Here is a 26055-nt window from a genome sequence, read left to right as displayed (position 1 = left end):
GATGATGTCCTATTAATGCGCCGACTTATTGAAAGTAGATGAATGCTCTTGTAAGTACTTTTGTACAAGCGCTTGAGTGTCTTGGTCCATGTTGACGAATGCAATCATGCCTTTAAACATTCCAGGCCAACTGTTAGCGTCAAAGTGTGCTTCTGCTGGTTGGGTATGACACACGCTACAACTGCTGGTATAAGTGGTGCGGGCATAATCCCAAAGTGGCTGTAAATCGTTAATTAGGTAGTCAGCATCTGTCCAAATTTTGGCTTCAACACGCTGCCATGTTAATCCGGTCATAGGGTCTTCTTTCTGTTCAAAAACATTCATTACGCCTTCTTCTAACGCAGCATCTTTTGATAACTGAGCTGACAGAATGTTAAGACCAAAATCGAAATAGATAACACGACCAGCACCAATTTTTTTACGCCAACCATTAATACCAACTAGTACACGACTGCCATTGATTTCAAGTACCGTCACTTTAGTGGCAATGTTTAACGTGCCAGCTTCAACATCTGTTTTTTGATTAAAATAAAGGGGTTTAGTCAAGGCGGTAAAATACTGAGCACCAACCACAAGACCGATTTCGCCAGATCCGACTTGTGCAATGAGTTCTGGTGCACGGGAAGTGCCCATGTCAGGAAGTTTGTGAGCAATACCTTTATGGCAATCAACACAGCTCTGGTCTATCTCTGCTGCACGCTTCATTTGTTTTTGCGCCAACTTTGACATGTCATCCCATTTCATCGAGTCATAGTTATGGCAGTTTTTACACGCTAAAGAGTTATCACGGTCGAAGCGTTTCCACTCACGGCTAGCCATCTCTAGACGTTTTGATTCAAATTTTTCCTCAGTATTAACGGTTTGCATCAACCAGCCCCACATATCATGTGATGCTTCAATCTTGCGACCAATTTTACGACTCCAGTTATGCGGCACGTGACAATCAGGGCAAGTGGCCCGAACGCCAGAGTGATTAGACCAATGCACAGTTTGCTGTAGCTCTTGGTAGGGCTTGCTTTCCATACTGTGACAGCTAATACAGAACTCTTCAGTGTTGGTCATTTCCAGTGCGGTATTGAAACCACCCCAGAATATAATCCCCATTAAAAAAGCTGATAGGCTAATTGTGCCTAAAGTAAGATATTTGGCAGGCTGATTTAGCGTCCGCCAGGTATTAATAAACCATTTCATAACAGCATCCTTTATAAGATTGACTCATAATTTGTTTGAGGATTAGTGCGCAACAACGCCACCAAATGCTTGGATCATCCAAATGACAAAACCGTACGCACTAATGCTGGTTACGGTGATAATGGGAAAAAATAAAAAAATGATAAATCCAAGAGCTTTCAGCTCCTTAGACTTAACATTACTTTTGGGGTCTACTACGTTTTTTGTTGTCATAGCTTGCTCACTTAAAAAATTACCTTTGCTGATGACAGCTATATTAGATAACAATTGTTAATGGCACTCAGACCGTGGATGAATGAACGTAGACAATATATGAAAGATTATGAACAGACTGATTGAGGGGTAGCTTGCTGTGAGGATTAACAGTGAACGGCTTTATAAAATCAACTTAAGAGGGTTATCAATCGAGGGGCACATATCGTTGTTTCAGTAGCGTTGATTCATAAATCGATTATTATTTACTCAGCTTTATGTTTATGAATACTATGTATCATCAACATTTTTCAGGGATTAACAGAGCAATTCTGATACATTTTCGCTACAATATGAAAGTTAATGTTTTTGTAATCATCAATATATGATCATGGTCTTATATTGTTAAATGTGCAGTATTAATTTAATCGGTATTAAGTAAGATGATGCTGTTAGCATTTAATACCCTCTCTATGCAATAAACAGCTGAACTTAAACACTTAGATAAACGGACTAAAGAGAAATAAATGAGTCTATCAAGTATTAGTAAACTACTCATAACATCAATATTTATGATTTTCTCTAGTGCAGTATGCGCTGAGAATATTAATATTTATACTTGGGAAGATTATTTTTCTGATGATGTTCTCGCTGAATTTGAACAAAAAACGGGTCACAAAGTAACCTTGACCTATTATGACAGCGAACCAGATCGAGATGCATTGCTACTCAGTGAGAAAGCTAAAAATTTTAATATTGTGTTGATTGATAGTTTAATGCTGGGCATTAATTCAAAAAAACAACCTATGTATCGGTTTTCCGAAAAATCTCTGCCAACCATAGTGAACCATAATCCTAAATGGCGTCAGGCATGTGGCGATGTTGGTGTGCCTTACGCGAAAGGAACTATTGGCATTGCCTATCGGGAAAGTGTCAGCAAAACACCTATTACTTCCTGGACTCAGCTTTTTAAACCACCCGTAGAGCACCAAAATAGGGTATTAATGATAAAAGATAATCTTGATACCGCCGCCATTGCTTTGATTGCCAATAATTTACCTCCGTTTTCTGAAAATAAAGACGACTTAAAAGTTGCGTTCGACACATTAAAGCAACAAGAGCCTTATTTATTAGGATATCAATATCTATTAACGCACACAGCCATTCATCAAGAAAAAAGCCAAGCCAGTTTGGCTATGGTTTATGGTGGCGATATTGCAACAATAACTAAAAATAGTGGTCAAGATGATTGGAAGTATGTTGTTCCAGATGAAGGTACACTGTTTTGGGTTGATTGCTTAGCTATCCCGTTTGAAAAAAATGCGACACAAGCAACCTTATCGTTTTTGAATTATATTAATGATCCACAAGTAGCGATTAGGGTGGTAGAAGAAATTTTATTTTCTACGACCAATGATGCTGCTGTTGCGTTAGGAAGTGAAAGCTACTTATCGAATCCTGATTTGTTTATTTCTCCAGAGATCCAAGCGCGGAGTAGTTTTTATCAGCCTATTAGTAATGAATCAATGTTATTGCGTCAGCGGATGAATAACTTGCTAAAAGATAAATAACTCATGAAGCTAAGAAAACGGATTAATTTGATTTTACTGCCCGCTATCGCGGTAGTATTTTTTACATTTTCTTTTTTCTTTTATCAATCAGCTAAAAATAATATTGTTGATGCTGCTCTGAGTGCTTTCTCATATCAATTTGAGCGCATAGCAAGCCGTGGTGCTGCAGAGGTTATTGCGGTTGAGAGCATGATTAATTCTCAACTGCAAAGTAAAGAAGCGGCTGATTTATTTCACAATGCTAAAGCAGATGAAATTGATATTAGAGTAAGTGCGCAGTTTTTAGACCGGTTGATTAAATCGAGTGACAGTAAGATTATTCAAGACATTGCTATTTTTAACTTACGTGAAAAGCCTATCAGTTACATCAATTTTGAAGATCCTTTTGTGGATGCTTCAGTGACAGATTCAACTCATTTTTTGATAAACAAAATCAATGACGCTATAGCAAAAAAAAATCGTCAACGGATATATGCTCACTACTACCAAATTACCGCCACAGAGACTGAGCATGATGAGATCCAGTTATTTCGTATTTTTTCTCCTTATCTTTTAGTGTCACAACCTTTATATAATTACACCAACGATTTAGTCGTCATTCAAACTAGGTTAAAACCGAATTATCTTAAAAGTATTTTTAATCAAGAGATTAGTCAGTATCAGGAATACCTTTCGGTTAAAATGTTTACACTTCCTTTAACAGAGAAAGCGCTTAATAATGATATTGTTGTGCAACAGATTGAAGGCGTAGATTCATATCATTTTACGGTAAAAGTATTTGATGGAATTGTGAACATCAGTCTAAAAAAAGCATTTTTTAACTCATCATTAATGAATTTAAAAATCAAAATTGGATTAGGCGCCCTGGCATTATCTTTATTTTGTTACTTTATTCTACATTTGTTGATCTATAAACAAATCATTCGCCCAATCACTGAATTGGCAGAAGGTGTTAATGGAGTTAAGAAAGGTAATAGTGATTCACTTATTCTGTTAAATACTAACGATGAAGTTGCAGAACTCAATAATAGTTATCTTGCATTAATTGAACGTATTCAGCAGTTAGCCAACAATGATGAGTTAACCAGCCTTGCTAATAGAGCATACTTCAACCGAGAACTAGATCATAAACTCGACTCGTCTCAGGCTGAGACTAGCACGTTAGGTTTGTTGTTTATCGATTTAGATAATTTTAAATACGTTAATGATAATTTTGGCCACGAGGCCGGCGATCGTGTTTTGGTCAACTTTGCTAACAGGTTGACAAACTCATTAAGAAAAACTAGCCGTGCATTAAAACAACAACAATATCAATGTATCGCGCGTTTAGGTGGTGACGAGTTTGTGGTATTGCTTGAAGGACTGCCTAATGTGGAAGAGCTAGAAGCGATAGCTCAACGCATTGTAGGGCTGTTTGATTTGGGATTTGAGGTTGACGGTAAAACTTATGATGTCCATGCCAGTATTGGCATAGCATTCCAGTTTGGTAACAAACTTAAAGCGGATACATTTTTACAGCAAGCTGATAGTGCCATGTATGCTGCAAAAAAAGCAGGGAAAAATAGTTATTGTACTTATGACGACTCGTTAGATAATCAATTAAAAGAGCAGAAATATATTGATTCTGAGGTATCAAAAGCGTTACGTGAAAATTCCTTGTATCTGGTTTATTTACCATACTACGATACTGAAACACTTGAAGTGAAAGGTTTTGAGGTGTTGCTAAGGGCCCCAGAGTTAGAGAAGAAAGGCATTGGCCCTGATAAGTTTATTTCGATAGCAGAGCAAAGTGATCTGATTACAAAAATTGATTTATGGGTCATCAATGAAGCATTGAGTAAGTTAGCAAATCTGCGAAGTATGCAAGGGTTTGACGGTACACTTGCTATCAATATTTCATCTCGAGAGCTGTTTAATGATGGTTTCGTAGCCGAAGTTTCGTCTTTAATGGATCAATATGAAACACCGCCTTATAAAATTATATTCGAAATAGCAGAAGCTCCGCTGCTTACGAAAGATAAAAAAGTATTAGTTAATCTCACTAGGCTAAAAGCATTGGGGATAAAAATTGCCATTGATAACTTGGGATAAATTATTCAGCCTTTAGCCATTTAAATCATTTTAGATTGGACTCATTAAAAATAGATCGCTCATTCCTACTGCAAATGAGAGATGTTCAAATGGGCAATAAACCGCTGATTGATATTATTTACGACCTTGCCAATATCCATGGGTTAGATGTTGTCATAGAAGGGGTGCAAAGCGAACAAGAATTAAATCATGTCAAAAATTTAGGCTGCAATACTGTCCAAGGTTTTTATTTGTCAAAACCATTAGATTGGAGCCAAGCTCAAGCCTTAGTGAATAAATCAAATGTAAGTTATTTAACCACGAATAAAAGTCGCTAACTATTTTTTGTGATTAAAAACTAGGCTAATAAAGGGCTGAATTTAGCCAATTCAGCAGCATTATGTACGGCTAGTTTCTTAATGATTTTAGAACGATGTACCTCAATCGTGCGCAGAGAAAGGTATAATTTGTCGGCCATTTTTTTGTTGGTTTTGCCTTCTATTAATAGATGTAATACTTGGATTTCACGTTCTGTTAAGGTGTTATATCGTTGTTTTAGCAGAATAGATTCAAACATTTTATGGCTACACGTAAAAGCTTTTTCTATAGCAACAACCAGTTCTTTCCCGTTAACGGGTTTTTGAAAAAAATCACAAGCACCTTGTCTAAATGCATTTACCGCCATCGGCAGATCACCGTGACCCGTTAAAAAGATGATACCTAGTGGACTGTTAGCGGCAATTAATTTTTGTTGTAGTTCTTGGCCAGTAATTTCTGGCATTTTGCTGTCCACGATAAGACAACCTGGTTGGGTAGTATCAATGGTGTTAATAAACGAAATGGCACTATTGAAAACCTGTAAGTTGTATTCATATTGCAATAGCATAAATTGCATAGAATCAAGAATTGCTAGGTCATCATCCACCATATAAATATCTTTAATCATATGTAGTATCGATTTATTAAATGTTAATACAGTGTAATCATTGTTGGTTGTGGATCAAGTTGTTCGGTTGCTTTTGTGCTGTGCGTATCTGTTTTGTTAATTAAGTTGCACTACACTGAGTTTGTTGCATAAAAACGGATTACTTTGTTTATTAACTAAGTACCGATTAACTAAATGTTGTCAAATGGCTAAAAGGTTACGGATGCGAATTGAAACTTTGCTGATTGGAGCACTTTCATTAATTCTTGCTGGATATTTAACTCAAGCAAGTGCGCAGCCTGTCACACCAGATGCGGTCATTGAAAAACCCATTACGACTCAAGCTCATGCTGAAGTACATTACCGAGTTGCAGTGCTTGCCAATTATGGTGTGGCTAAAAGTATTGAACGCTGGCAGCCATTAATGGACTATTTAAGCCAAAATGTTGCCAATGCCAGCTTTGAGGTTGTGCCGTTAGACTTCAACAACATGAATAAAAAGCTAATCAGCGGCGACATACAGTTTGTTGTCACCAATCCTGGCCACTACTTTAATATGAGTGGCGACTATCCCATTTCCTGGTTAGCCACCATGAAGAGCAATCAACATAATGGCAGCACTTTTGCGATAGGTGCGACTATTATCGTCCGTAAAGACAGTCATTTGCTCAGCGTAGACGATCTTGCTGGCCATTCAGTGGTGGCCAGTGATCCTAATGCATTAGGAGGGTACCAAGCCGCGATAGGGCTTATCCATTCGATGGATTATTCGACCAGTAACTTCTTTTCCAAAGTGACGTTTCTCGGTTTTCCGCTTGAACCGCTTATTTATCAAGTCCGCGATAGCACAGCAGATATAGCCATTACGCCATTTTGTACTTTAGAAAAAATGGTAGCTGAGGGTTATATCAAGGCTAGCGATTATCGGGTAATAAATGATGTCACTCCTGCCGATTATGAATGTGCCGTCAGCACCCCTTTATACCCTAATTGGTCGTTTGCATCGTCGGATGCGGTGCCGTTAATGGTGAGAACGGGGATAACCCGAGCATTACTGTCGATAAGTATGGATGACCCGGCGTCAATTATAGGACAGAACCGAGGATGGGCTGCCCCCATTAGCCAGTTTCAAGTGGTTAAATTGTTTAATGACCTAAACTTAAATGCGGATGATAGCCCTGTGCATCTTCAAGTGTGGCAATGGATAAAGCTCAATCAAAAATGGGGCTTTAGTTTATTGGGTCTATTTGTTATCGCGACCATTTACCATCTTTGGCTGGAATATAAATTTAGACAAAAGAGCGAGTTCTTAATCAATACAGAGCGCCAATTGAAAAATAAAGCATTGCAGCTTGAGCGCATGCAAAGCGCAGCAATATTAGGTGAAATAGGAGCAGGTTTAGCTCACGAGCTCAACCAACCCATTGCGGCCATCACGCAATATAGTGAAGGCGGGATGATTGAGCAGGCAAAAAATATTGGTACAAACTCAGTACAATACCAATTACTTGAAAAAATACACCAGCAGTCAATGCGTGCCGGAGAAATTGTTCATAGGATCAGAGAATTGTTGCAACGAAAAGGTACTGCAAGTACTGAGTTTGATGCACAAGAACAATTAATGGTTTGCCTAGACTTACTCGAACATGAATTCGAAAAAGAAAAAATCAACATCAAAACTCAATTGACTACCACTGAAATTAAGCTGCAAGGCGATAAAGTTGGTTTTTGTCAGGTGTTGATTAATGTGTTGAAAAACGCCATTGATGCGGTGTCTGAAAAAGAATTCCCGCTTCATAGCCGCAAACGAATACTGATAGATTTACACATTGTTGATCAAAGTTTACAGCTGAAAATTTATGATAATGGTATTGGGTTAACCTGTGCTAACGATGATTTTAAAACAAGTTTCTTTTCTACCAAAGCCAATGGATTAGGGCTAGGGTTGACCATTTGCAGTGATGTTATTGCTCTTTTTGGTGGCCAGATTAACCTATCAAAATGTAAAGATGACCCGAGCTCACCTTGGCGATATGGATGTCGGGTTCTCATTGTTATCCCATTAAATGCTATGCCCGATTAATCAATCAAATACCCCTGGTAACTTTTATTCCAACCTGTCTTTTTTGGCTTATCTCATTTTATTGAGATGTTAAACCGTGACATCAATCAAATCACGCCCCTCAATGTGGTTTACCACAATACCCTTAGTTTACTTATGGATTAACAATGGTGTTAGCGATGATGCTGACTACAGTTTGGGTTTGGTTAGTACCATTAATAATAAGTAAACAGAGAAAAACTTCGTGCTTCGTTGAAGATGAAGGGGGGCAATCATGATTGAGTTAAATCGACGTCATTTTTTAAAGGGAGCGGGTGCCAGTGGCGCCACATGTGCTTTAGCAAGCATGCTTCCTGGTTCGCTAGCTGCATTAGAAAAATCACCATTAAAAGGTGTTGCTTCTGAAGTAGCCAGTATTTGTGAAATGTGTTCAACGCGGTGTCCTATTAAGGCGCGCATTGTAGATGGCAAAAACGTATTTATTACGGGTAATAAAGAAGCTAAATCGTTTGGTGGCAAAGTCTGCGCTCGAGGTGGAGCTGGCCATAGCTTACTTTACGATCCACAGCGTATCGTTAATCCACTAAAGCGTGTGGGTGAACGCGGCGCAGGTGAATGGGCAGAGATTTCATGGGCTGATGCTTATAAAGAAATTGCCGCTAAAATGAACCAAATAAAACAACAATATGGTGCCGAAACCATAGCGTTCTCATCAAAGTCTGGTTCACTTTCAGATCATATATTTCATCTTGCTGAGGCTTTTGGATCGCCCAATACATTTACTCATGCCTCAACGTGCCCGGGCAGTTATGTTGTTGCTGCTAAGGCAATATTTGGCACCAAAATGAAGCGTGATTTGAGCAATGCCAAATACATCATCAACTTTGGTCATAACTTGTATGAGGGCATCAACATGTCTGAAACAAGAGGCTTGATGCAAGCTCAAATGGATAGAGGAGCCAAGTTAGTTGTATTTGAACCTAGATTCTCGATTGTGGCAGATAAGGCTGATGAGTGGCATGCAATACGTCCGGGTACCGACGTCGCGGTCGCGTTAGCGTTATGTCATGTGTTGATTAATGACAATTTATATGACCATGACTTCATTGAAAAATATGTTGTTGGTTTTGATGAGTTCGCCGCTGAAGTACAAAAATATACCCCAGAATGGGCCGAAACTATTTCAGACGTGTCTGCCAGTGCCATTCGACGTATTGCACATGAATACGCAAGCCACGCTCCACACGCCGTTGTTGATTTTGGCCATCGCGCTACATTTACCCCTGAAGAGTTCGATATGCGCCGTGCGTTATATGCAGCCAACATATTGATTGGCAACATCGAACGAAAAGGGGGCATTTACATGGGCCAGAAAGCACCTGGCTATAATAAACTTGCCGGTGAAAATGTGGCCCCAGCGCTAGCCAAACCGGGTGTTAAAGGCATGCCTAAGCCAACGGCAATCCGCATTGACCAGGTTGAAAAGCAGTATGCAATGATGTGGTCAAATGGTGGCATTTATCAAACCATTTTAGATGCAACATTAGACGCCAAACCTTATCAATTAAAAGCATGGGTAATGAGTCGTACTAACCCAATGCAAACCCTTACAGACCGAGCCAAAGTAGAACAATCGCTTAAAAAGCTAGATTTAGTGGTGTCATGTGACCTGTATATCAGTGAAACCGCAGCATACGCAGATTATATTTTGCCAGAATCGACTTATCTTGAACGCGATGAAGAGATACAAGATAAATCAGGTAAAAATCCGGCCTATTATGTTCGTCAACGTGTGGTTGAAACCATTGGTAATACTCGCCCAAGCTGGCAAATATTTAAAGAATTAGGCCAAGCTTTGGGGCTTGAACAATTTTACCCTTGGGACAATATAGAAACGTTGCAATTAATGCAGTTGAATCGCGATCACAGCTTGTTGGAACACATCAAAAAAATGGGTTACGTCAGCTACGGTAAGCCATTGATGTTGCGTGAACCAGAAATGGTTACCGAATTCGTTAAGGCTTATCCCAATGCCAAAAGTGTTGATGCAGACGGTACTTATGCCAGCTCAATGAGCTTTAAAACACCCAGCGGCAAGATTGAGTTAACCTCACCCAAAATAGAAGGCATGGCACCAGGACGAGGTGTGATTAAGCATCGCGATGTACAACTAAAGCAAGCCGATGAGTTGTACTTTATACAAGGGAAGGTCGCGGTACACACCAATGGCGCCACCCATAATATTCCAATGCTAGCCAATCTTATGTCGAAAAATGCGATTTGGATCCATCCAATAACGGCTGGGCGACTCGATATCCATAGCGGTGATGCGATTAGATTAACCAGCAGTGTGGGCAGTGAGGAAGGAACCGCCTTAGTCACCCCGGGGATTCGTCAAGATACTGTGTTTGCATACATGGGCTTTGGCTCCAAAAATAAAGAACTGGTGCGAGCCACAGGAAAAGGTATCCATTGCGGCAACCTACTTCCTAATGTCATCGCCCCCATCTGTGGCATGAATTTACACACCACAGGTGTAAAGTTGGTAAAAATTTAGCCGGTAACTAATTGATTTGGAGTCTCCTATGAGCAAACGATATGTCATGGTGCATGATGAAAACAAATGCATCGGCTGCCAAGCTTGCAATATAGCTTGTCGTAGTGAAAACGAAGTCCCTGAAGGGGTAACACGCCTGCAAGTTAGGGTGGAAGGTCCTTTTGGTGAAGCACCAAACTTACATTTTAAATATCACCGTGTGTCCTGTCAGCAATGTGAAGACGCACCTTGTGTCAGTGTTTGCCCTACAGGTGCCGCTTACATAGACGAAAATGGCTTAGTGTCTATTCATAACGATAAGTGCGTTGGCTGTATGTATTGTGTCGCGGCATGTCCATACAAAGTGCGCTTTATGAATCCCATAACCAAGGCAGCAGACAAATGTAATTTCTGTAAAGACACGCGCCTAGCCAGAGGTGAACAACCCGCTTGTGTTACAGCATGCCCAACAGATGCATTGTATTTTGGCGATGTTAACGACAGTAAAAGTGAGGTTGCTCAATTACTGAATACAAAAATAACCTATCAAGACAAAACGCATTTAGGTACCAAACCACGAGTGTACCGTGTTCCGACTAAACGAGGAGGGATAGAGTCATGAACAATATATGGGGCGACATGGCGCAATATGATCCAGTGACATGGAACTGGGTTATCGCCGTTTATTTATTTATGGCCGGTTTATCGGCAGGTAGCGTACTCATTGGTATTGGTATGCGTTGGTATAGTAAAGTGGGCAATATTGAAACTTCGATATTAAAAGCCTCTGCCATTATCGGGCCAGTAGCCATAAGCTTAGGCTTGGCCTGTTTAGTGTTTGATTTAACCAAGCCATTTCATTTCTGGCTCATCTTAGTCAATTATAATTTTACATCTGTAATGGCGATTGGTGTGTTGGCCTTATTGGCTTATTCACCTTTAGGTATTGCTTATGCATTGATTGTATTGCGAGATGATTTACCAAAGTGGAAGTTAGGATTTTTAGCCCCAATAGGGCACATGCTATTACCAATGCGTAAAGTCATCGAAATCCTACTGTTTGTACTTGCTATCGGTGTTGGTGCGTATACTGGCTTTTTAATCTCGGCCATGAATGCCTACCCAATGCTCAATACTGCAGTATTACCGGCATTGTTTTTAGCATCTGGTTTATCAGCGGGAGCAGCGGGTAACTTAATCGTTGCGTTAACCTGTTTTAATAGCAGCCCCCATGATAACGATGTGGCAAAAATGCACAGCCTGGATTTACCGGTAATCGTGTCAGAAATGATGTTTTTAGTGATGCTGTTTAGTACTCTTTATTTCACAGGAGGCGCAGCTGCTGAAGCATTAGCATCATTAAGTACCGACATTTGGGCTAGCGTGTTTTGGATAGGCGTAGTCGGTATCGGGTTTATCGTTCCCATTCTGTCGATGTTTTTACCTGCCAATGCTCGTCACACTAAAGCCATCATGATATCAGTTGCCTGCTGCAGTTTGACGGGTGTTTTAGCATTACGACACTTCATCATCTATGCTGGACAAAGTTATATAAGTTAACCAAGAAATAAGTAGATAAGTCATCTTTTGCCCTCCAGTAGACATAGGTTGATTGGAGGGTAAAACACATATGAATTACATTAATACCATCAGTTTTTTCATGTCAGTTGTCGCTTAAATGGTTAAACAGCTTCTTTTTGTTGCTCTTAATTTAACTCCACAGCCTATGGCTGACAGTTTCTGTTCTTTTTGATCATTGCTCTAGATGTTCATTTCTGTTGTCTGATAGCACACTTTTCGCTTCGCCAGTATCCCTACATCAAGACCATCATGTATCTGATTTGGTGTCACAAACTTAATCCTGCTATGGCAATGTTCGTTGTCGTACCCATAAACAAATTCATTTACTCATGTACGCGCTTCATCTAACGATATAAAACCATCACTAGGCCAACGCAGATGATATTTTACCGTTTTAAACAGTAGATTCTGAGTACGGATTGTCATTACTCATCCTTGGACGACTTCATTTGGTCACGCCCACTAAATTGTACATCCTCGCTCGCATCGTCAGGTATTTCATGGGATCACCATTATCAGAGTGCAACACAACGTCTTTCTATAAGTATTTTTCTGCCCAGCGTTTATCTATTTCAGATACGTTCCATCTAAAAAATAGCACGATATTTTTCAATGAGCCTGTTGACCTCTTTGATGATATCGCCACGGTGGGCCGATAATTCTAATTGCCCTATGTTGGTCATACTTCTTTTCAGTAAGGTTTGTGAATATCTTGATTAGACAGATATTTATGTCAAGTTCAGTGCGGCAACGAACAGAGTAAAAAGTAAAATACACGTATTATGACTATCAACATCATGAGTTAAATCGTGGTTACTAATTTTAAATTATGTAGTAAATACATAATGTTGCATAGACTAAATGAGTTAAAAGCGATTGCAATTTACGCCACAAATGGTGATATTTTTTACCATTTTTTTATTTTTATGCTAGGCAGGCGATTCACTTTCCACCCAGAGTGACCTAAAAGCTTTAATTTTGAGGATAATATGCAAATAGAAACACTTCACGATGTTATGCAATGGACTAAAAACATGCACCAAGAACTGCATTATTTTGCCGCCAATTGTGCACAAAAAAGCGATAGTGTAAGAGTTGGTTTGCTGCTTAAGTACATTTCAGAGCACGAAAAAAAAATGGCGCAGGTAATGAAAAAGTTTGAAGACAATGGTAATAGCAGTGCACTCAACACGTATAGTCGGCATTACTACGAAAAATTCAATATTTCTATTCACACTGAAGGTGAGCATCCGTTTGAGAAGATGGATACGGATGAAATAGCAATTGTCACTCTTGAATATCATAAAAATATCGTCGGACTATTTGAGTATCTGCAAAAATGCAGCTGTGCACCTTCGGTGACGGAATTTCTTGATAATATATTGTCGGTTCAAGAGGCCGAGGGGCGATTACTGGCACGTAACATGAAACAAATTGACGATTTGTAGCATAAATGTCTCACAAACAAAAAATCACATAACGTCATACTGAGTGATTTAGTACTAGAAACTTTTCAGAATGCACTCCTGTGGTAAGTAGAGCCTTTTTAATGACTAACTTTATGCGTTATTTTAGCTACCAAAATAACGTTAAAGTTGGTGACAACGGCCAATTCATATCAAGCCATATACAGATAATGCAACCTTTCAACAAATCTAGGCCGAATTTATGGGTTGTATTACCTCAACGTAGGTAACACTCCACTTAAACTCAGCGATATTGGCAAAACCAAACGATAGTTTATCAACGGCATATAGCCTGATAAGTTTTTGAAAGTATGAGTTAATGTTAAGAGTTGGAACCACTGTTAACCGTGTTTTATAGAAAGTACGCTAACGCACAGAGTCTAAAACTAAAGAGCAGTATAATTTACTCGTTAGTTATCAAATCTTAGGTATCTCTTAGATATCAAATGTCTCCAGTCATTGCAAAATACAATTTATTCATGCTGAGGTGAAGCACATGCTTTTTAATAATTCGAACATTACGGACTCTCCTATTCGTCAGAAAATTCGCGAGTTCTATCGTATTGATGAAAGTGTTGCGGTAGAGCATATTTTACCGTTAGCAGACGTTAACGATGAAGCTGCCAGCAGAGCGTGGGAAAAGGCACGTAAAATATCATTAAAAATACGTAGAGACGAATCAGGTAACGGTGCTGTAGATGCCTTACTCGCAGAATACACATTATCCAGTGAAGAAGGTGTGGTGTTGATGTGTTTGGCTGAGGCCTTATTACGTGTACCAGATAAGCACACTCAAGATGCCCTCATTAGCGACAAAATTTCTCAAGGTGAGTGGCGAAGTCATTTGGGCAGCAGTGATTCACTGTTTGTTAATGCCTCATCGTGGGGGTTATTAGTTACCGGCACTATGGTTGATTATGCTGATGAACGCGAAAAAGATAGTTTTGATTTATTGAAAAAGATTATTGGTCGTTTAGGTGAGCCTGTCATTCGTAAAGCAATGAACTATGCCATGCAAATTATGGGTGAGCAGTTTGTTATGGGCGAAACGATTCAAGCTGCAACAGAGCATGCTACCAAACAAGATCGGCAAGGCTTCGTATATTCTTACGATATGCTAGGTGAGGGTGCGCGCACCATGGGTGATGCTGATAAATATTTTAAAGCTTATCAAGTTGCCATAGATGCTATTGGCGCGGTTTCACTCGCGTCAGGTAAGAACGATCCTCGTAGAGTTCCTGGTATCTCAGTTAAGCTTTCTGCTATTCATCCTCGTTACGAATTTGCGCAAAGACAACGAGTAATGACTGAAGCTGTTCCCAAACTTAAAGCGCTTTGTTTGCAAGCTAAAAAATACAATATTGGTTTAACGGTTGATGCGGAAGAATCTGAGCGATTAGATTTGTCCCTTGATGTTATTGAGGCGGTATTTAGTGATGACGAATTAGCGGGTTGGAATGGCTTTTCGATGGCTCTACAAGCTTATCAAAAACGGGCTATTTTTATCATTGATTGGTTACATGAGTTAACCGTTCGTGTTGGCCGAAAAATGATGGTGCGTTTAGTTAAAGGTGCTTATTGGGATACTCAGATTAAAAACACTCAAAAAGGTGGCTATGAGCATTTTCCGGTATTCACTCGCAAGGCTTCCACTGATGTTTCTTACCTCGCCTGTGCAAAAAAATTATTAGAATATAGAGATACTCTCTATCCACAGTTTGCGACACATAATGCTTACACAGTGACGACTATTCTTGAACTGGCGGGCAATGACAAAGCAAGTTTTGAATTTCAATGTCTATATGGCATGGGTGGTTCTTTATATGATCAAGTTGTTGCCAGTGAAAATGTTCAATGTCGGGTCTATGCACCGGTTGGTCCTCATAAAGAGCTACTAGCCTATTTAGTCCGTCGTTTGTTAGAAAATGGCGCTAATTCTTCTTTTGTTAATGCCATTATTGATGAGTCTCAACCGGTCGAATCTTTACTTGAAGACCCGGTTAAAAAAATGCATCGCTTAACAGACAAATATAACGGCCAGATTATCAAACCTATTGCCTTGTACCATGATGAAAATGGTGTTGGTCGAGATAATTCCAAGGGCTTAGATTTAACCGACATAAATATGGTAACCCCGCTAAAAACATCACTAGATAATTGGGTTGAAAATAACCAGTTTTCTGAAAGTGACACGCCAGAGGGGGCTGTAGCCATTAGAAACCCAGCAAAGCAAAGTGAAATCATTGGTTTCCAGCGACATCATAGCAAAGATGACATGCTCGCGATGATCGATACGGCTCAAACTGCATTTGCCTCATGGTCACAAAAGCCTGTATCTGAACGCGCAGCCTTATTATGCAGTATCGCCGATATTCTTGAACATCATAGGGACGAGCTCATTGGCTTATGCATCAAAGAAGCGGGAAAAACGACTCAAGATGGTATTGATGAAGTCAGAGAGGCTGTTGATTTTTGTCGATATTATGCACAACAAGCGATAGTACTTGCAGAAGATGATCGTTTAGAAGCTCGTGGTGTGGTGTTATGTATCAGCCCTTGGAACTTCCCGTTAGCGATATTTATAGGGCAAGTGACAGCTGCCATTTCTACGGGTAATACGGTGTTGGCCAAACCAGCCGAGCAAACAAGTTTAATTGCATTGCGCGCTATTGAACTAATGACGTCTGCTGGATTACCTCATGGCGTTGTACAAGCAGTTATTGCCAAGGGCAGTGAAGTGGGAAGTATTATTATTCCTAATGCACACATTCAAACGGTTATTTTTACGGGTTCGATTAAAACAGCGACTATTATTTCGCAAACGTTGGCTGATAGAGACGGCGCAAAAGTCCCTTTTATTGCTGAAACAGGCGGTCAAAACTGTATGATAGTTGACTCCACAGCTTTGCCTGAGCAAGTGATTGATGATGTTATTTCTTCAGGATTTCAGTCTGCAGGTCAGCGTTGTTCTGCGCTCAGGGTCTTATTTTTGCAAGAAGATATTGCTGATACTGTTATTACAATGCTTAAAGGCGCATTAGCAGAATTACATGTGGGTAATCCAGAAAAACTCAGCACTGATGTAGGTCCCGTCATTGATCAAAAAGCGCTAGATTCACTCAATGCTCACAGTGACTATATGAAAAATCATGGTCAATTATTGTACCAATGCGCGATATCGAACGAGACAAATGAAATAGCACAAAACGAACATTTCTTTTTTGCGCCGCGACTTTATGAAATAGACAATATTAGTGTGCTCAAGCATGAAGTATTTGGTCCCTGTGTCCATATTATTCGTTTTAAAGGCGATGAAATAGAAAAAGTCATTGATGATATTAATGGCACCGGTTTCGGTTTAACGATGGGTATTCATACGCGGATTGAACAGCGAGCTTTTCATTTGGCGACACTATCGCGTGCAGGTAATGTATATGTAAATCGCAATATGATTGGCGCTATTGTGGGGGTGCAACCTTTTGGGGGGCGTGGTCTTTCAGGTACAGGGCCAAAAGCGGGTGGGCCATATTATTTAACACGTCTAGTGAAAGAGAAAGCCACTCCCGATGCCGATAAATTTAACTTATTACCATCGCAAGTTGATGCTTTAGTGAGCGATTCGAGATCGAAAGCAGAAGCAGAATTAATGATGGATAGAGCGGATATAGCAGAAAAAACCTGGCGCATGACCGAGTTAGATCAGCGTATTTCTTTTGTGAGTCAAATGTTAGCCGAAATGGCTGATATCGATATTGTTGATGATTTAGCCGATGACTTAAATAGTACTTTGACAGCGGCTAATTCACAATTAGTGTGTGTTGAAAAACATCTGCAAAAGCCAACAACGCTTCCAGGTCCAACAGGTGAGTCTAATATACTCTATTTGGAAAATCGCGGTAATATCATCTGCTTTGCTGATGAAAATGTGACTTTTCACTTTTGGATACTCTCAATTGTAACGGCTTTGACAACCGGAAATACCGTTATCTCGGTCGTTTCTGATTTATTTTATGATCAAGCGTTAGCCATTAGAGAGAAGTTCGTTACAACAGGCGCAGATGAGAATGTGTTTCAAATTACCCGCTTATGTCATTTAACCACTTTGTTGGCGCATCCTGCGTTATCAGGAGTCGTTGTTGATAGTCATTGTGGCCGAAAAAATTATATCAGTGACAGATTAGCCGAACGTCAAGGGGCAATTTTACCAATGATCAGTTCAGAATATTTTGATAATCTCATTCAACGTTTATTAACAGAAAAAGCCGTTAGCATTGATACTACCGCATCTGGTGGTAACACGTCGCTGATGACTTTAGATGAAGAGAACTAACTATTTTTGAATGTTATGTTTAAAAAAAAATTCAAAATATTTATAAATCATCAACTGAAAAGTTGATGATTTATTCTCCTAATGTTTCGGTTTATTTGTCATAACTGATAAAAGTGCTAATGAGTGACAACAGATAATACTTTCGGTGCGAAGCTAACTTGATGGGGTTTATATTGTTTTTTACATTTCATTTTGGCAAAAAATTAAGCCTGATTAAATGAGTGAACGACCAAGCCAACAGGATTAAGCGACCAACCAGCTAAGGTCTATTCGCAGTAGGTTACGGTGATGAATCTATTCATATTGCGATTAATAAATCTTTATTCAATATCCCCATTCTTCATGTTAATCCACTAGGCATTATTGTTGGTTCGATATCGCACAGAGCTTAAGTCCGTAATGGAGTAAAGTGTTGCTTGGTGTTACGGGAAAATACTTTTCTTACTCTGCTTTTATTTCAGTAAAGAATATTAATACTCGACCATGTCATTTCGTCTTGGTTTAAGGAACGACGTTGAGCTTTATTACTGGGACAACGATCAATCACCTACGCTATACAATATAAAAATTAATACATGTAAGGAATAAGTGCTAGCTGGATTTTTAAATTTTTTAAATTCAGCATTAGCGTTCAGAAAAATCAGTATGAATATATCCATTAATAAACTAAAAGGAAATTTAATATGAGCAACATTAATATTGGCATTGATAAAAAAGATAGAAGCGAAATCGCTGAAGGGTTAAAGAAGTTATTAGCCGATACTTATACGCTTTATTTACAGACGCATAACTTTCACTGGAATGTGACTGGGGTGAGGTTTAGGGAGCTGCACTTGATGTTTGAAGAGCAGTATATGGAATTGGCCATTGCTGTAGACGATATAGCCGAACGTGTTCGAACTCTCGATGTTGCTGCGCCAGGCACTTATAAAGAATTTTCCAAGTTAAGTTCAATCCATGAAGTAGATGGTGTTCCCAATGCAACGGAAATGATGGAAGTATTACTCGTTGGTCACGAAAAAATTATACAGACTGCTCGCGATGTTTTAAAAGTGGCCCATCAATCAGACGACGAATCAACGGTATCTCTTGTATCTGATCGAATGCGAATACATGAAAAAACATCGTGGATGTTGAGAGCTTCAAATAAGTAGATTGAGCGTTTCAAACTACCAAGTTTTTGAAATTAAATCGGCAGATTATTAACGTTATTTACTTATTATATATTAACTAAAAAGGATACAGATTGGATGGGCACTTTCTCACGCTTCGCAATTGCTATCGTTCTGCTCCTTGTCGTCATCGGCAGCATCTTCGGCTACAAGTTCTATCAAATTAATCAAATGCAGGCCAAATTCTCTCAGCCACGCCCCGCAACTGTCGTTGAAACTACAGAGGTCGCTAGAGTATCTTGGCAACCGAGTATCCAATCAATCGGTGGCATCAGAGCTATCAACGGCGTCATGATAGCCAATGAATTACCCGGTGTAGTGACAAAAGTTTTGTTCAAATCGGGTCAATCCGTCAAAAAAGGCGATATCCTTATCCGCCTAAACAGCGATATAGAGCAGGCCGCTCTTACAACTCGTCTAGCTGAGGCGCAGCTTGCTTCGAAAGCATTTCAACATAACTCAGACTTGATTTCCAAACGGGCTGTGTCACAGTTCGCCTTAGATGAAACAAAGGCTGCGCTAGATGTAGCCAGAGCACGAGTAAAAGAAGCCGAGGCCCAGTTTGGTAAAAAAATACTCACGGCTCCCTTCGACGGCATAGTAGGGCTACGTCTAGCGGATATAGGTGAATATTTATCTGTGGGTACACCTGTCGTTGAAATCAATATGCTTAATCCAATTCTGGTCGAATATACTCTGTCTGAACAGGAACTGGCCAGCGTTGATATTGGTGATCTCGTTGAAGTCACTGTGGCGGCAACTGGCTCAGAGGTATTCAAAGGAACAATTACCGCAATTAATAGCTCTATCACGCCAGAGACACGCACAGTTAAGCTGCGCGCCCAACTTCTAAACCCCCAACAAAGCCTCAAACCGGGTATGTTCGCTACCATTAAAACCATGGCAGAGGGTGAAAGGCAGGTCATTGCAATTCCAAACATCGCATTGTCATTCAACACCTACGGCGATTTCGCCTATGCATTAACTAAAAATGAAAAAGGCCAGCTGGTCACTGAGCAGCGGACATTGGAAACAGGCGTTACACGGGATGGCATGACTGAAATTAACAAAGGGTTAGAACCCGGTGAACGTATCATTGCCTCTGGTTTGCTGCGCTTGAGGGCTGGTCAGCGAGTGAAAATAAAGCAAAATGACAAGATTGCAGACAGTACAGGAGTTAAATAAACATGCGTTTTACAGACATTTTTATACAACGGCCAGTGCTGTCCATTGTTGTTAGTCTACTAATATTACTGGTTGGGATTCGCTCTATTATGGAGATGGAGATCCGCGAATACCCTGTATTGGAAAACACTAAAGTCACCGTTACTACTGCATATCCAGGCGCCAGCAGTGAATTGATCCAGGGATTCATTACCCAACCTTTACAGCAGGCTATTGCCGAAGCAAAGGGCATAGACTTTCTGAGCTCATCGAGCATACAAGGTTTTTCAACCATCGAAGCACAGATGGAACTCAACTACGATGCTAATGACGCACTCGCGGAGATTCAATCTAAAGTTGCCAGTCAACGTAACGAGTTGCCTGACGAGGCTCAGGACCCTGTTATCAACTCAACGACGGGAGAAGGTCGTGCGCTCATGTACATCGCTTTCTTTAGCGATACCATGAAAGTCCCACAGATCTCAGATTATCTTGCCCGAGAAGTACAGCCAAAACTACAAGCCCTATCCGGTGTAGCCAAGGCCGAACTGCTGGGGCGTCGCTTTGCGCTGAGAGTCTGGCTCGATCCTCAAAGACTTGCAGCGGTTAATCTCACCTCGACAGATATTGCTCAAACCCTGCGTCAGAACAACTATATTTCTGCAGTTGGGCAAACCAAAGATGAATTCATCAAGATCAATCTCACTACGAATACTGACGTTGCAAACACCAAACAGTTCGAGAATCTGATAATTAAATCGACCGAAGATAGTATCGTTCGTCTCAAGGATATCGCCAGGGTAGAGCTCGGATCACAGACCTACGAGAACATAGCACTGTATAAGGGTAAACCTTCAACCTACGTAGCCATTAATCTATCTCCGGGTTCTAATCCACTGTCTGTGGCAGAACGTGTTAAAGAACTCCTGCCGGATATAAAGTCTCAGCTGCCCTCGGGTCTGCAGGTCGAACTCCCCTACGATGCATCAGCATTTATTGATGATTCAATTAATGAGGTGATCAAGACGCTTATCGAGGCAGTGGGTATCGTTCTTGTCATCGTGTTTCTATGCCTAGGATCTCTGCGAGCGGCAATCATTCCCTCAATAGCAGTACCGCTCTCGCTCATCGGTGGAGCTTTCATCATGCTCGTGCTGGGTTTCTCGCTCAACTTACTGACGCTGCTCTCACTTGTGCTGGCTATAGGCTTGGTCGTCGACGATGCTATTATCATAGTCGAGAACATACACCGGCATATCGTTGATGGTAAATCAAAGAAGGAAGCGGCGTTGATCGGTGCTCGAGAAATGGCCAATCCAGTTATCGCCATGACGATAACCTTGGTTGCAGTCTACGCGCCTATTGGTTTCATGGGTGGGCTGGTTGGTTCGCTTTTTACCGAGTTTGCTTTCACGCTTGCTGGTGCCGTCGTCATTTCAGGCATCATTGCCTTGACGTTATCGCCTATGCTGGCCAGTAAGGTTCTCAAACCACATGGACAGTCGACCCGCTTCGAGAGTGCAATTGAAAGTTTGTTCGACCGACTCGCCAATACTTATCAGCGCTCGCTGGCTATCATGGTCAAGGCCGTCTCACCTGTAATTATGTTTGCGGTAGTCGTACTAGTGTCGATCTTTTTTATGATGATGCTAAGCCAGAAAGAGCTTGCACCGACTGAGGACCGTGGCATCATTTTGTTTCAGGGTAAAGGACCGCAGACAGCCACACTCGAATACCTGCAGAAGTATGGCACAGAAATGCAGACAGCCTTCGAGCAGGTACCAGGCTACGACGAGACGTTCATGCTGGTTGGTATGACGAGTCCCAATGCGGTGTTTGGTGGTTTCAAAATGAAGCCTTGGAGCGAACGGGATATATCGCAGTTTGATATCATGCCTCAACTGCAGGCTTCTGTGGCAGGGATTACTGGTTTGAAAACCGCCTTATTTCCAATTCCATCCTTGCCTGGCTCGAGTGGCGGTCTACCCTTTCAGTTTGTGCTAACTTCGGGCAGTGATTTTACTCAACTCGATCAAATAGCAGATGAATTCGTAGGGGCTGCCATGCAGAGTGGCAACTTCACATTCGTGCAGAAATCGATCGACATCGATAAGCCCGTCACCCGAGTAAAGGTCGACCGCGAACGCGTAGCCGATCTCGGTTTGTCGATGCAGGAAATTGGTCAGGCGCTTGGCGGTATGCTTGGCGGCGGGTTTATTAGTCGTTTCAACATGGAGGGGCGCTCGTATGAGGTTATTCCCCAGGTTGAGCGCTACGCGCGCCAAACAGCAACGGCGCTCAACGATTATTTCATCCGCGCCGACTCTGGCGATTTAGTTCCGCTCGGCTCGGTCGTTAGCTTCGAGCATGATGTAGAACCCTCATCCAGAACACAATTCAATCAGCTGAATTCGGTCACGATCGAAGGCATTCCAGCGCCATCAGTGTCGATGGGAGATGCCATCAGTTTCATGAAAACCAAGGCGGTCGATATCCTACCTCGGGGCTTCAGCTATGATTTTAAGGGCGAGTCTAGACAGTTCGAAAATTCTGGCAGTGCGTTAATCGTGACTATCTTTTTATCGCTACTCGTTATCTATCTGGTGCTTGCTGCGCAATTTGAGAGCTGGCGTGATCCTCTTATCATTTTAATATCGGTGCCGATGTCAATTGCAGGGGCAATGGCCTTCATTATGCTTGGTTTTGCGTCGATGAACATCTACACACAGGTTGGTCTGATAACATTGATTGGCGTGGTCGCGAAGAACGGTATTCTTATCGTGGAATTTGCCAACACACTTCAGGAAAGGGGACGCAACAAGCGCGACGCGGTAATCGAAGCCGCAGCGATTCGACTTCGCCCTATTATCATGACTTCGCTGGCGCTTATCGTCGCCATGATCCCGCTGTTAATTGCAGCGGGCCCCGGAGCAGAGTCGCGCTTTGCGATTGGTATAACCATTGCTACAGGACTCGGTATCGGTACTTTGTTAACTATGTATGTGTTGCCTGCTTTCTATATCGTCCTGGCAAAGAAGATTGATACTTCAGATCTTGAGGGGCAGGGTAATACCGCTGATCAAACTCCGACTTAAACAACGAACATGTGATTGTCGTACTCATATTTTCGTAGCATTCAGTTTTGATTGATTGTCGCAGTCACCCAAGATTTGGCTAATCTTATTGATTGAAAACATTGTAAAAGAGGACTTGGAAATGCAGTCTGTTCGTTGCCGAACAGACTGCATTTAGTTTTATGGGTATGATTTTACTGTGCGATTGGGAACATTAAGTAACCAATAACTTCAGTTAAAGTCCAAGACAATTCCGCTTTCTGAAGCTTGTCAGATGACTGATTGCTCATTTATAAATAGAAGGGCTTGTACTGAGCTCTGAGGGGAAACTATGATTCAAACCAACCAAATTAAACCTGATATGCCTGTTGTCTGCTCCGAAGATGGTCAATTTGCTACTGTAGATCATATGGAGGGCACTGATACCCTCAAGCTTAAAAAAGACAAGGGCGGTCAACACCATTACATTCCATTAAGCTGGGTAACCTCAACTGAGGGCGATAAAGTGAAAGTTGATCGTCCAGGAGACCAGGCTATGCAGGAATGGTCTCAAACTCCGCCAACAGGTACAGGACACTAAAGTCGTGTTGTAGCGCAAAACAAAGGTGGCATTGTACTCATGCCATCTTAATACTTGAGCGGGAACCACGGTTTTATATCCCGCCTTTACTTTTCCCCAACAATTCACGCGAAAATGATAGACATCAAAAACAGTGTTCAAGTTTTAGCTTTCGCGCCGTTCAAAATGGCAGGAGACTTGCGTAATGAGTTTCGCATTCAGCAACTAACATGATAATGGCTGATCTCCGCGACAACATTCCCCGCTATGGCCAATAAGTATGGCGAAAACAGCAACACGGTTTAATGTGGTCTATTTTGCTGCTCAATATACTGCTTAACAACATTGATAGGCGCAGCCCTACGTTTACAGCAATGTAGCTAAGGCTCCATAACGCGTTTTCATGTATGCAGGCTCTATGAGTTCAGGGTCATGCAGTTTTTTCCGTAAAGCGTTTTTGTTCAATAAAGTAGTTATAAAACAATCGAACAAACGCAATTTATAGTATTTGTTCGAACTCCTAAAGCCTAAAAATATTTTCTACTCAGAAGATAAACATACTTCTTAGGCGAGATGATGACAGGTGATTAATATGGCAAACGAATCTAAAAATATATTGCAGCGTGGTTTGGAATATATGCACGAACCATTTTCGGGTTTTATTCGAGCGCAGACTACCTCCAGTTTGTTTCTTCTGTTATCGACAATCTTGGCCCTATGGTGGGCAAATTCAGCCTATTCTTCTACCTACTTAGATCTTGTGCACACCCCGATTGGAATATTTTTGGGTGATGTTGAGTTACGATCTTCACTTAAACACATTATTAATGATGGTTTAATGGTGATATTTTTCTTATTGATTGGACTTGAAATCAAACGCGAGGTGCTAGCCGGAGACCTCGCTAAACCTGAAAATCGGCGCATGTTGATTATTTGTGCCATAGGCGGAATGATTTTACCGGCTACGATCTATACCTTGTTCAATTGGGGACTTGATTCACAGATCGGTTGGGGTATCCCAATGGCAACCGACACCGCGTTTGCGCTAGGTGTACTTACCATAGTGCGAAAATACATACCAGCCAGTCTTTTGGCTTTCATAGTTGGGCTCGCCATCGTTGATGATGTTGGGGCGATACTCGTTATTGCACTATTTTATACCCAGGAAATATCCGTAATCTATCTGTTTAGCGCATGTTTACTTATTACTTTTTTGGCAGTAGCTAACTACGCGGGCGTAAGACAGCCAATTTTCTATATTATCATCGGTATTGCAACCTGGTGGATGATGCTCATGTCTGGTGTTCATGCCACTGTTGCTGGCGTTGCAATCGCATTGACGGTGCCAGCACGGCCGAAGTTGGCGTCGGCAAAGTCGCTTGATAAGGCTAAAACAACAATCAGCTCTCTTCAGCAAGAAATAGAAGAGGTGGACGTTCTTGGTAGTCAGGAGGACCATAAACAGGTACTGGAAGTGCGCGATTTAGCAGAACATGCTGGCACTCCCCTGCGTCGTTGGGAGGATGTACTGCATCTACCTGTAGCACTCTTCATCTTACCGCTGTTTGCGTTGACTAATGCTGGCGTAGTGTTTAGTTTTAGTTCGTTTATCGACAGCCTCCAATACCCAGTTGGATTAGGGATTATTTTTGGCCTTGTAGTCGGTAAATTTATTGGCATTTCCGGCGCGTGCTGGTTGGGCCTGCACTACAAAATAGGTAAATTACCCAAGGGAGTTAATATTCAACACATTATTGGTGCTTCACTGATAGCCGGGATAGGCTTCACCATGTCCACATTTATTGCGACACTGGGGTTTGACGGGCAACCTGAACATCTCCATAACGCAAAAACATCCATCTTGGTCGCATCGGTTATGTCTGCATTTTTGGGTGCGTTATATCTTAGATTCATTGGTTCAAACAAACGAAAAGAATAACTCAATGAGACATCACAAGTCGGTTAACATGAATATTACCGATATTGCAGCATCGTTTACGTTAATAGAAGAGTATTATGTGGTACTTGAGCGGGTTAATACTTTTAGTTTAATGCATCGGGGTTATGGCATTAAAAAATGTTTTTTATTGCCTAGTAATATTCATTCTACTGGTTTACAAAACAGGTATAAATTAATATGATTATGCTTAGATTATGCTTAG

At 41.0% G+C, this 26055-nt stretch carries 16 protein-coding genes and 2 pseudogenes; 14 read left to right on the top strand and 4 right to left on the bottom strand.

Features of this window, described 5'->3' with window-relative positions:
• Positions 1-12: 12 nt before the first annotated feature.
• Entirely contained in the window at positions 13-1191 is a 1179-nt protein-coding gene (gene torC, locus H5125_RS13020; RefSeq protein WP_182744437.1) for a pentaheme c-type cytochrome TorC, read from the bottom strand.
• Positions 1192-1233: 42 nt separating this feature from the next.
• Entirely contained in the window at positions 1234-1404 is a 171-nt protein-coding gene (locus H5125_RS13015; RefSeq protein ID WP_101088486.1) for a nitrate reductase, read from the bottom strand.
• A gap of 506 nt (positions 1405-1910) precedes the next feature.
• Here H5125_RS13015 and H5125_RS13010 point away from each other — a divergent pair.
• Together H5125_RS13010 and H5125_RS22370 are read left to right on the top strand one after the other, a co-directional pair.
• Positions 1911-2954 carry a spermidine/putrescine ABC transporter substrate-binding protein gene (locus H5125_RS13010; RefSeq protein WP_182744436.1) on the top strand — a complete coding sequence of 348 codons (1044 nt, stop codon included), beginning with the start codon at positions 1911-1913 and terminating at the stop codon, positions 2952-2954.
• Positions 2955-2957: 3 nt separating this feature from the next.
• Positions 2958-5362, top strand: a pseudogene (locus tag H5125_RS22370) (EAL domain-containing protein).
• A gap of 20 nt (positions 5363-5382) precedes the next feature.
• Here the strand turns inward: H5125_RS22370 and H5125_RS12995 are convergent.
• Positions 5383-5970: a response regulator transcription factor gene (locus H5125_RS12995; protein ID WP_182744434.1), complete on the bottom strand. Its 588-nt coding sequence runs from the start codon at positions 5968-5970 to the stop codon at positions 5383-5385.
• 202 nt (positions 5971-6172) lie between these two features.
• Between H5125_RS12995 and H5125_RS12990 the strand changes: the two genes are divergently transcribed.
• The 4 genes from H5125_RS12990 to nrfD all read left to right on the top strand — a co-directional run bounded on the left by H5125_RS12990 (position 6173) and on the right by nrfD (position 12107).
• On the top strand, positions 6173-8032 hold the full coding sequence (locus tag H5125_RS12990; RefSeq protein ID WP_182744433.1) for a sensor histidine kinase: 1860 nt from the start codon (positions 6173-6175) through the stop codon (positions 8030-8032).
• A 253-nt stretch (positions 8033-8285) separates the two neighbouring features.
• Positions 8286-10568 carry a thiosulfate reductase PhsA gene (phsA, locus tag H5125_RS12985; protein ID WP_101088304.1) on the top strand — a complete coding sequence of 761 codons (2283 nt, stop codon included), beginning with the start codon at positions 8286-8288 and terminating at the stop codon, positions 10566-10568.
• Between the two features lie 28 nt (positions 10569-10596).
• A complete protein-coding gene (locus H5125_RS12980; protein WP_101088303.1) occupies positions 10597-11169 on the top strand; it encodes a 4Fe-4S dicluster domain-containing protein in 573 nt (190 codons plus the stop codon).
• On the top strand, positions 11166-12107 hold the full coding sequence (nrfD, locus tag H5125_RS12975; protein WP_182744432.1) for an NrfD/PsrC family molybdoenzyme membrane anchor subunit: 942 nt from the start codon (positions 11166-11168) through the stop codon (positions 12105-12107). The genes H5125_RS12980 and nrfD overlap by 4 nt, the downstream gene beginning before the upstream one ends.
• Positions 12108-12271: 164 nt before the next feature.
• Here the strand turns inward: nrfD and H5125_RS22230 are convergent.
• A pseudogene (locus tag H5125_RS22230) lies at positions 12272-12687 on the bottom strand (integrase core domain-containing protein); the annotation flags it as partial.
• A 475-nt stretch (positions 12688-13162) separates the two neighbouring features.
• Between H5125_RS22230 and H5125_RS12970 the strand changes: the two are divergent.
• The 8 genes from H5125_RS12970 (at position 13163) to H5125_RS12935 (ending at position 26034) form a co-directional block, all read left to right on the top strand.
• Entirely contained in the window at positions 13163-13576 is a 414-nt protein-coding gene (locus H5125_RS12970) for a hypothetical protein (RefSeq protein ID WP_259395457.1), read from the top strand.
• A gap of 514 nt (positions 13577-14090) precedes the next feature.
• Complete coding sequence (putA, locus tag H5125_RS12965) at positions 14091-17924, top strand: bifunctional proline dehydrogenase/L-glutamate gamma-semialdehyde dehydrogenase PutA (protein ID WP_182744430.1); 3834 nt, start codon at positions 14091-14093, stop codon at positions 17922-17924.
• Between the two features lie 683 nt (positions 17925-18607).
• The gene (locus H5125_RS12960; RefSeq protein WP_182744429.1) at positions 18608-19078 is read left to right on the top strand and encodes a Dps family protein; all 471 of its coding nucleotides are present in this window, start codon (positions 18608-18610) and stop codon (positions 19076-19078) included.
• 96 nt (positions 19079-19174) lie between these two features.
• On the top strand, positions 19175-20281 hold the full coding sequence (locus tag H5125_RS12955) for an efflux RND transporter periplasmic adaptor subunit (protein ID WP_182744428.1): 1107 nt from the start codon (positions 19175-19177) through the stop codon (positions 20279-20281).
• 2 nt (positions 20282-20283) lie between these two features.
• A complete protein-coding gene (locus H5125_RS12950) occupies positions 20284-23355 on the top strand; it encodes an efflux RND transporter permease subunit (RefSeq protein ID WP_182744427.1) in 3072 nt (1023 codons plus the stop codon).
• Positions 23356-23665: 310 nt separating this feature from the next.
• Positions 23666-23914, top strand: coding sequence for a DUF2171 domain-containing protein (locus H5125_RS12945; RefSeq protein ID WP_101088294.1), 249 nt, complete (start codon positions 23666-23668; stop codon positions 23912-23914).
• A gap of 571 nt (positions 23915-24485) precedes the next feature.
• The gene (gene nhaA, locus H5125_RS12940; protein ID WP_101088293.1) at positions 24486-25832 is read left to right on the top strand and encodes a Na+/H+ antiporter NhaA; all 1347 of its coding nucleotides are present in this window, start codon (positions 24486-24488) and stop codon (positions 25830-25832) included.
• Positions 25833-25836: 4 nt separating this feature from the next.
• Positions 25837-26034 (top strand): hypothetical protein, encoded by a 198-nt coding sequence (locus tag H5125_RS12935; protein ID WP_182744426.1) that lies wholly within the window; start codon positions 25837-25839, stop codon positions 26032-26034.
• The last annotated feature ends 21 nt before the right edge of the window (positions 26035-26055 follow it).

Origin of the sequence: Shewanella sp. SR44-4 (genome assembly GCF_014163715.1) — a bacterium.
Classification (GTDB): domain Bacteria; phylum Pseudomonadota; class Gammaproteobacteria; order Enterobacterales; family Shewanellaceae; genus Shewanella.
This window is presented reverse-complemented; position numbering and strand designations above follow the sequence as displayed.

What these genes read in the sequence shown, in the direction of transcription:
- H5125_RS12935 (WP_182744426.1), top strand. Translation starts at nt 25,837, where the DNA reads ATGAGACATCACAAGTCGGTTAACATGAATATTACCGATATTGCAGCA.
- H5125_RS12960 (WP_182744429.1), top strand. Translation starts at nt 18,608, where the DNA reads ATGAGCAACATTAATATTGGCATTGATAAAAAAGATAGAAGCGAAATC.
- H5125_RS12955 (WP_182744428.1), top strand. Translation starts at nt 19,175, where the DNA reads ATGGGCACTTTCTCACGCTTCGCAATTGCTATCGTTCTGCTCCTTGTC.
- H5125_RS12970 (WP_259395457.1), top strand. Translation starts at nt 13,163, where the DNA reads ATGCACCAAGAACTGCATTATTTTGCCGCCAATTGTGCACAAAAAAGC.
- H5125_RS12950 (WP_182744427.1), top strand. Translation starts at nt 20,284, where the DNA reads ATGCGTTTTACAGACATTTTTATACAACGGCCAGTGCTGTCCATTGTT.
- putA (WP_182744430.1), top strand. Translation starts at nt 14,091, where the DNA reads ATGCTTTTTAATAATTCGAACATTACGGACTCTCCTATTCGTCAGAAA.
- H5125_RS12945 (WP_101088294.1), top strand. Translation starts at nt 23,666, where the DNA reads ATGATTCAAACCAACCAAATTAAACCTGATATGCCTGTTGTCTGCTCC.
- torC (WP_182744437.1), bottom strand. Translation starts at nt 1,191, where the DNA reads ATGAAATGGTTTATTAATACCTGGCGGACGCTAAATCAGCCTGCCAAA.
- H5125_RS13010 (WP_182744436.1), top strand. Translation starts at nt 1,911, where the DNA reads ATGAGTCTATCAAGTATTAGTAAACTACTCATAACATCAATATTTATG.
- nrfD (WP_182744432.1), top strand. Translation starts at nt 11,166, where the DNA reads ATGAACAATATATGGGGCGACATGGCGCAATATGATCCAGTGACATGG.
- H5125_RS12980 (WP_101088303.1), top strand. Translation starts at nt 10,597, where the DNA reads ATGAGCAAACGATATGTCATGGTGCATGATGAAAACAAATGCATCGGC.
- H5125_RS13015 (WP_101088486.1), bottom strand. Translation starts at nt 1,404, where the DNA reads ATGACAACAAAAAACGTAGTAGACCCCAAAAGTAATGTTAAGTCTAAG.
- H5125_RS12995 (WP_182744434.1), bottom strand. Translation starts at nt 5,970, where the DNA reads ATGATTAAAGATATTTATATGGTGGATGATGACCTAGCAATTCTTGAT.
- phsA (WP_101088304.1), top strand. Translation starts at nt 8,286, where the DNA reads ATGATTGAGTTAAATCGACGTCATTTTTTAAAGGGAGCGGGTGCCAGT.
- nhaA (WP_101088293.1), top strand. Translation starts at nt 24,486, where the DNA reads ATGGCAAACGAATCTAAAAATATATTGCAGCGTGGTTTGGAATATATG.
- H5125_RS12990 (WP_182744433.1), top strand. Translation starts at nt 6,173, where the DNA reads ATGCGAATTGAAACTTTGCTGATTGGAGCACTTTCATTAATTCTTGCT.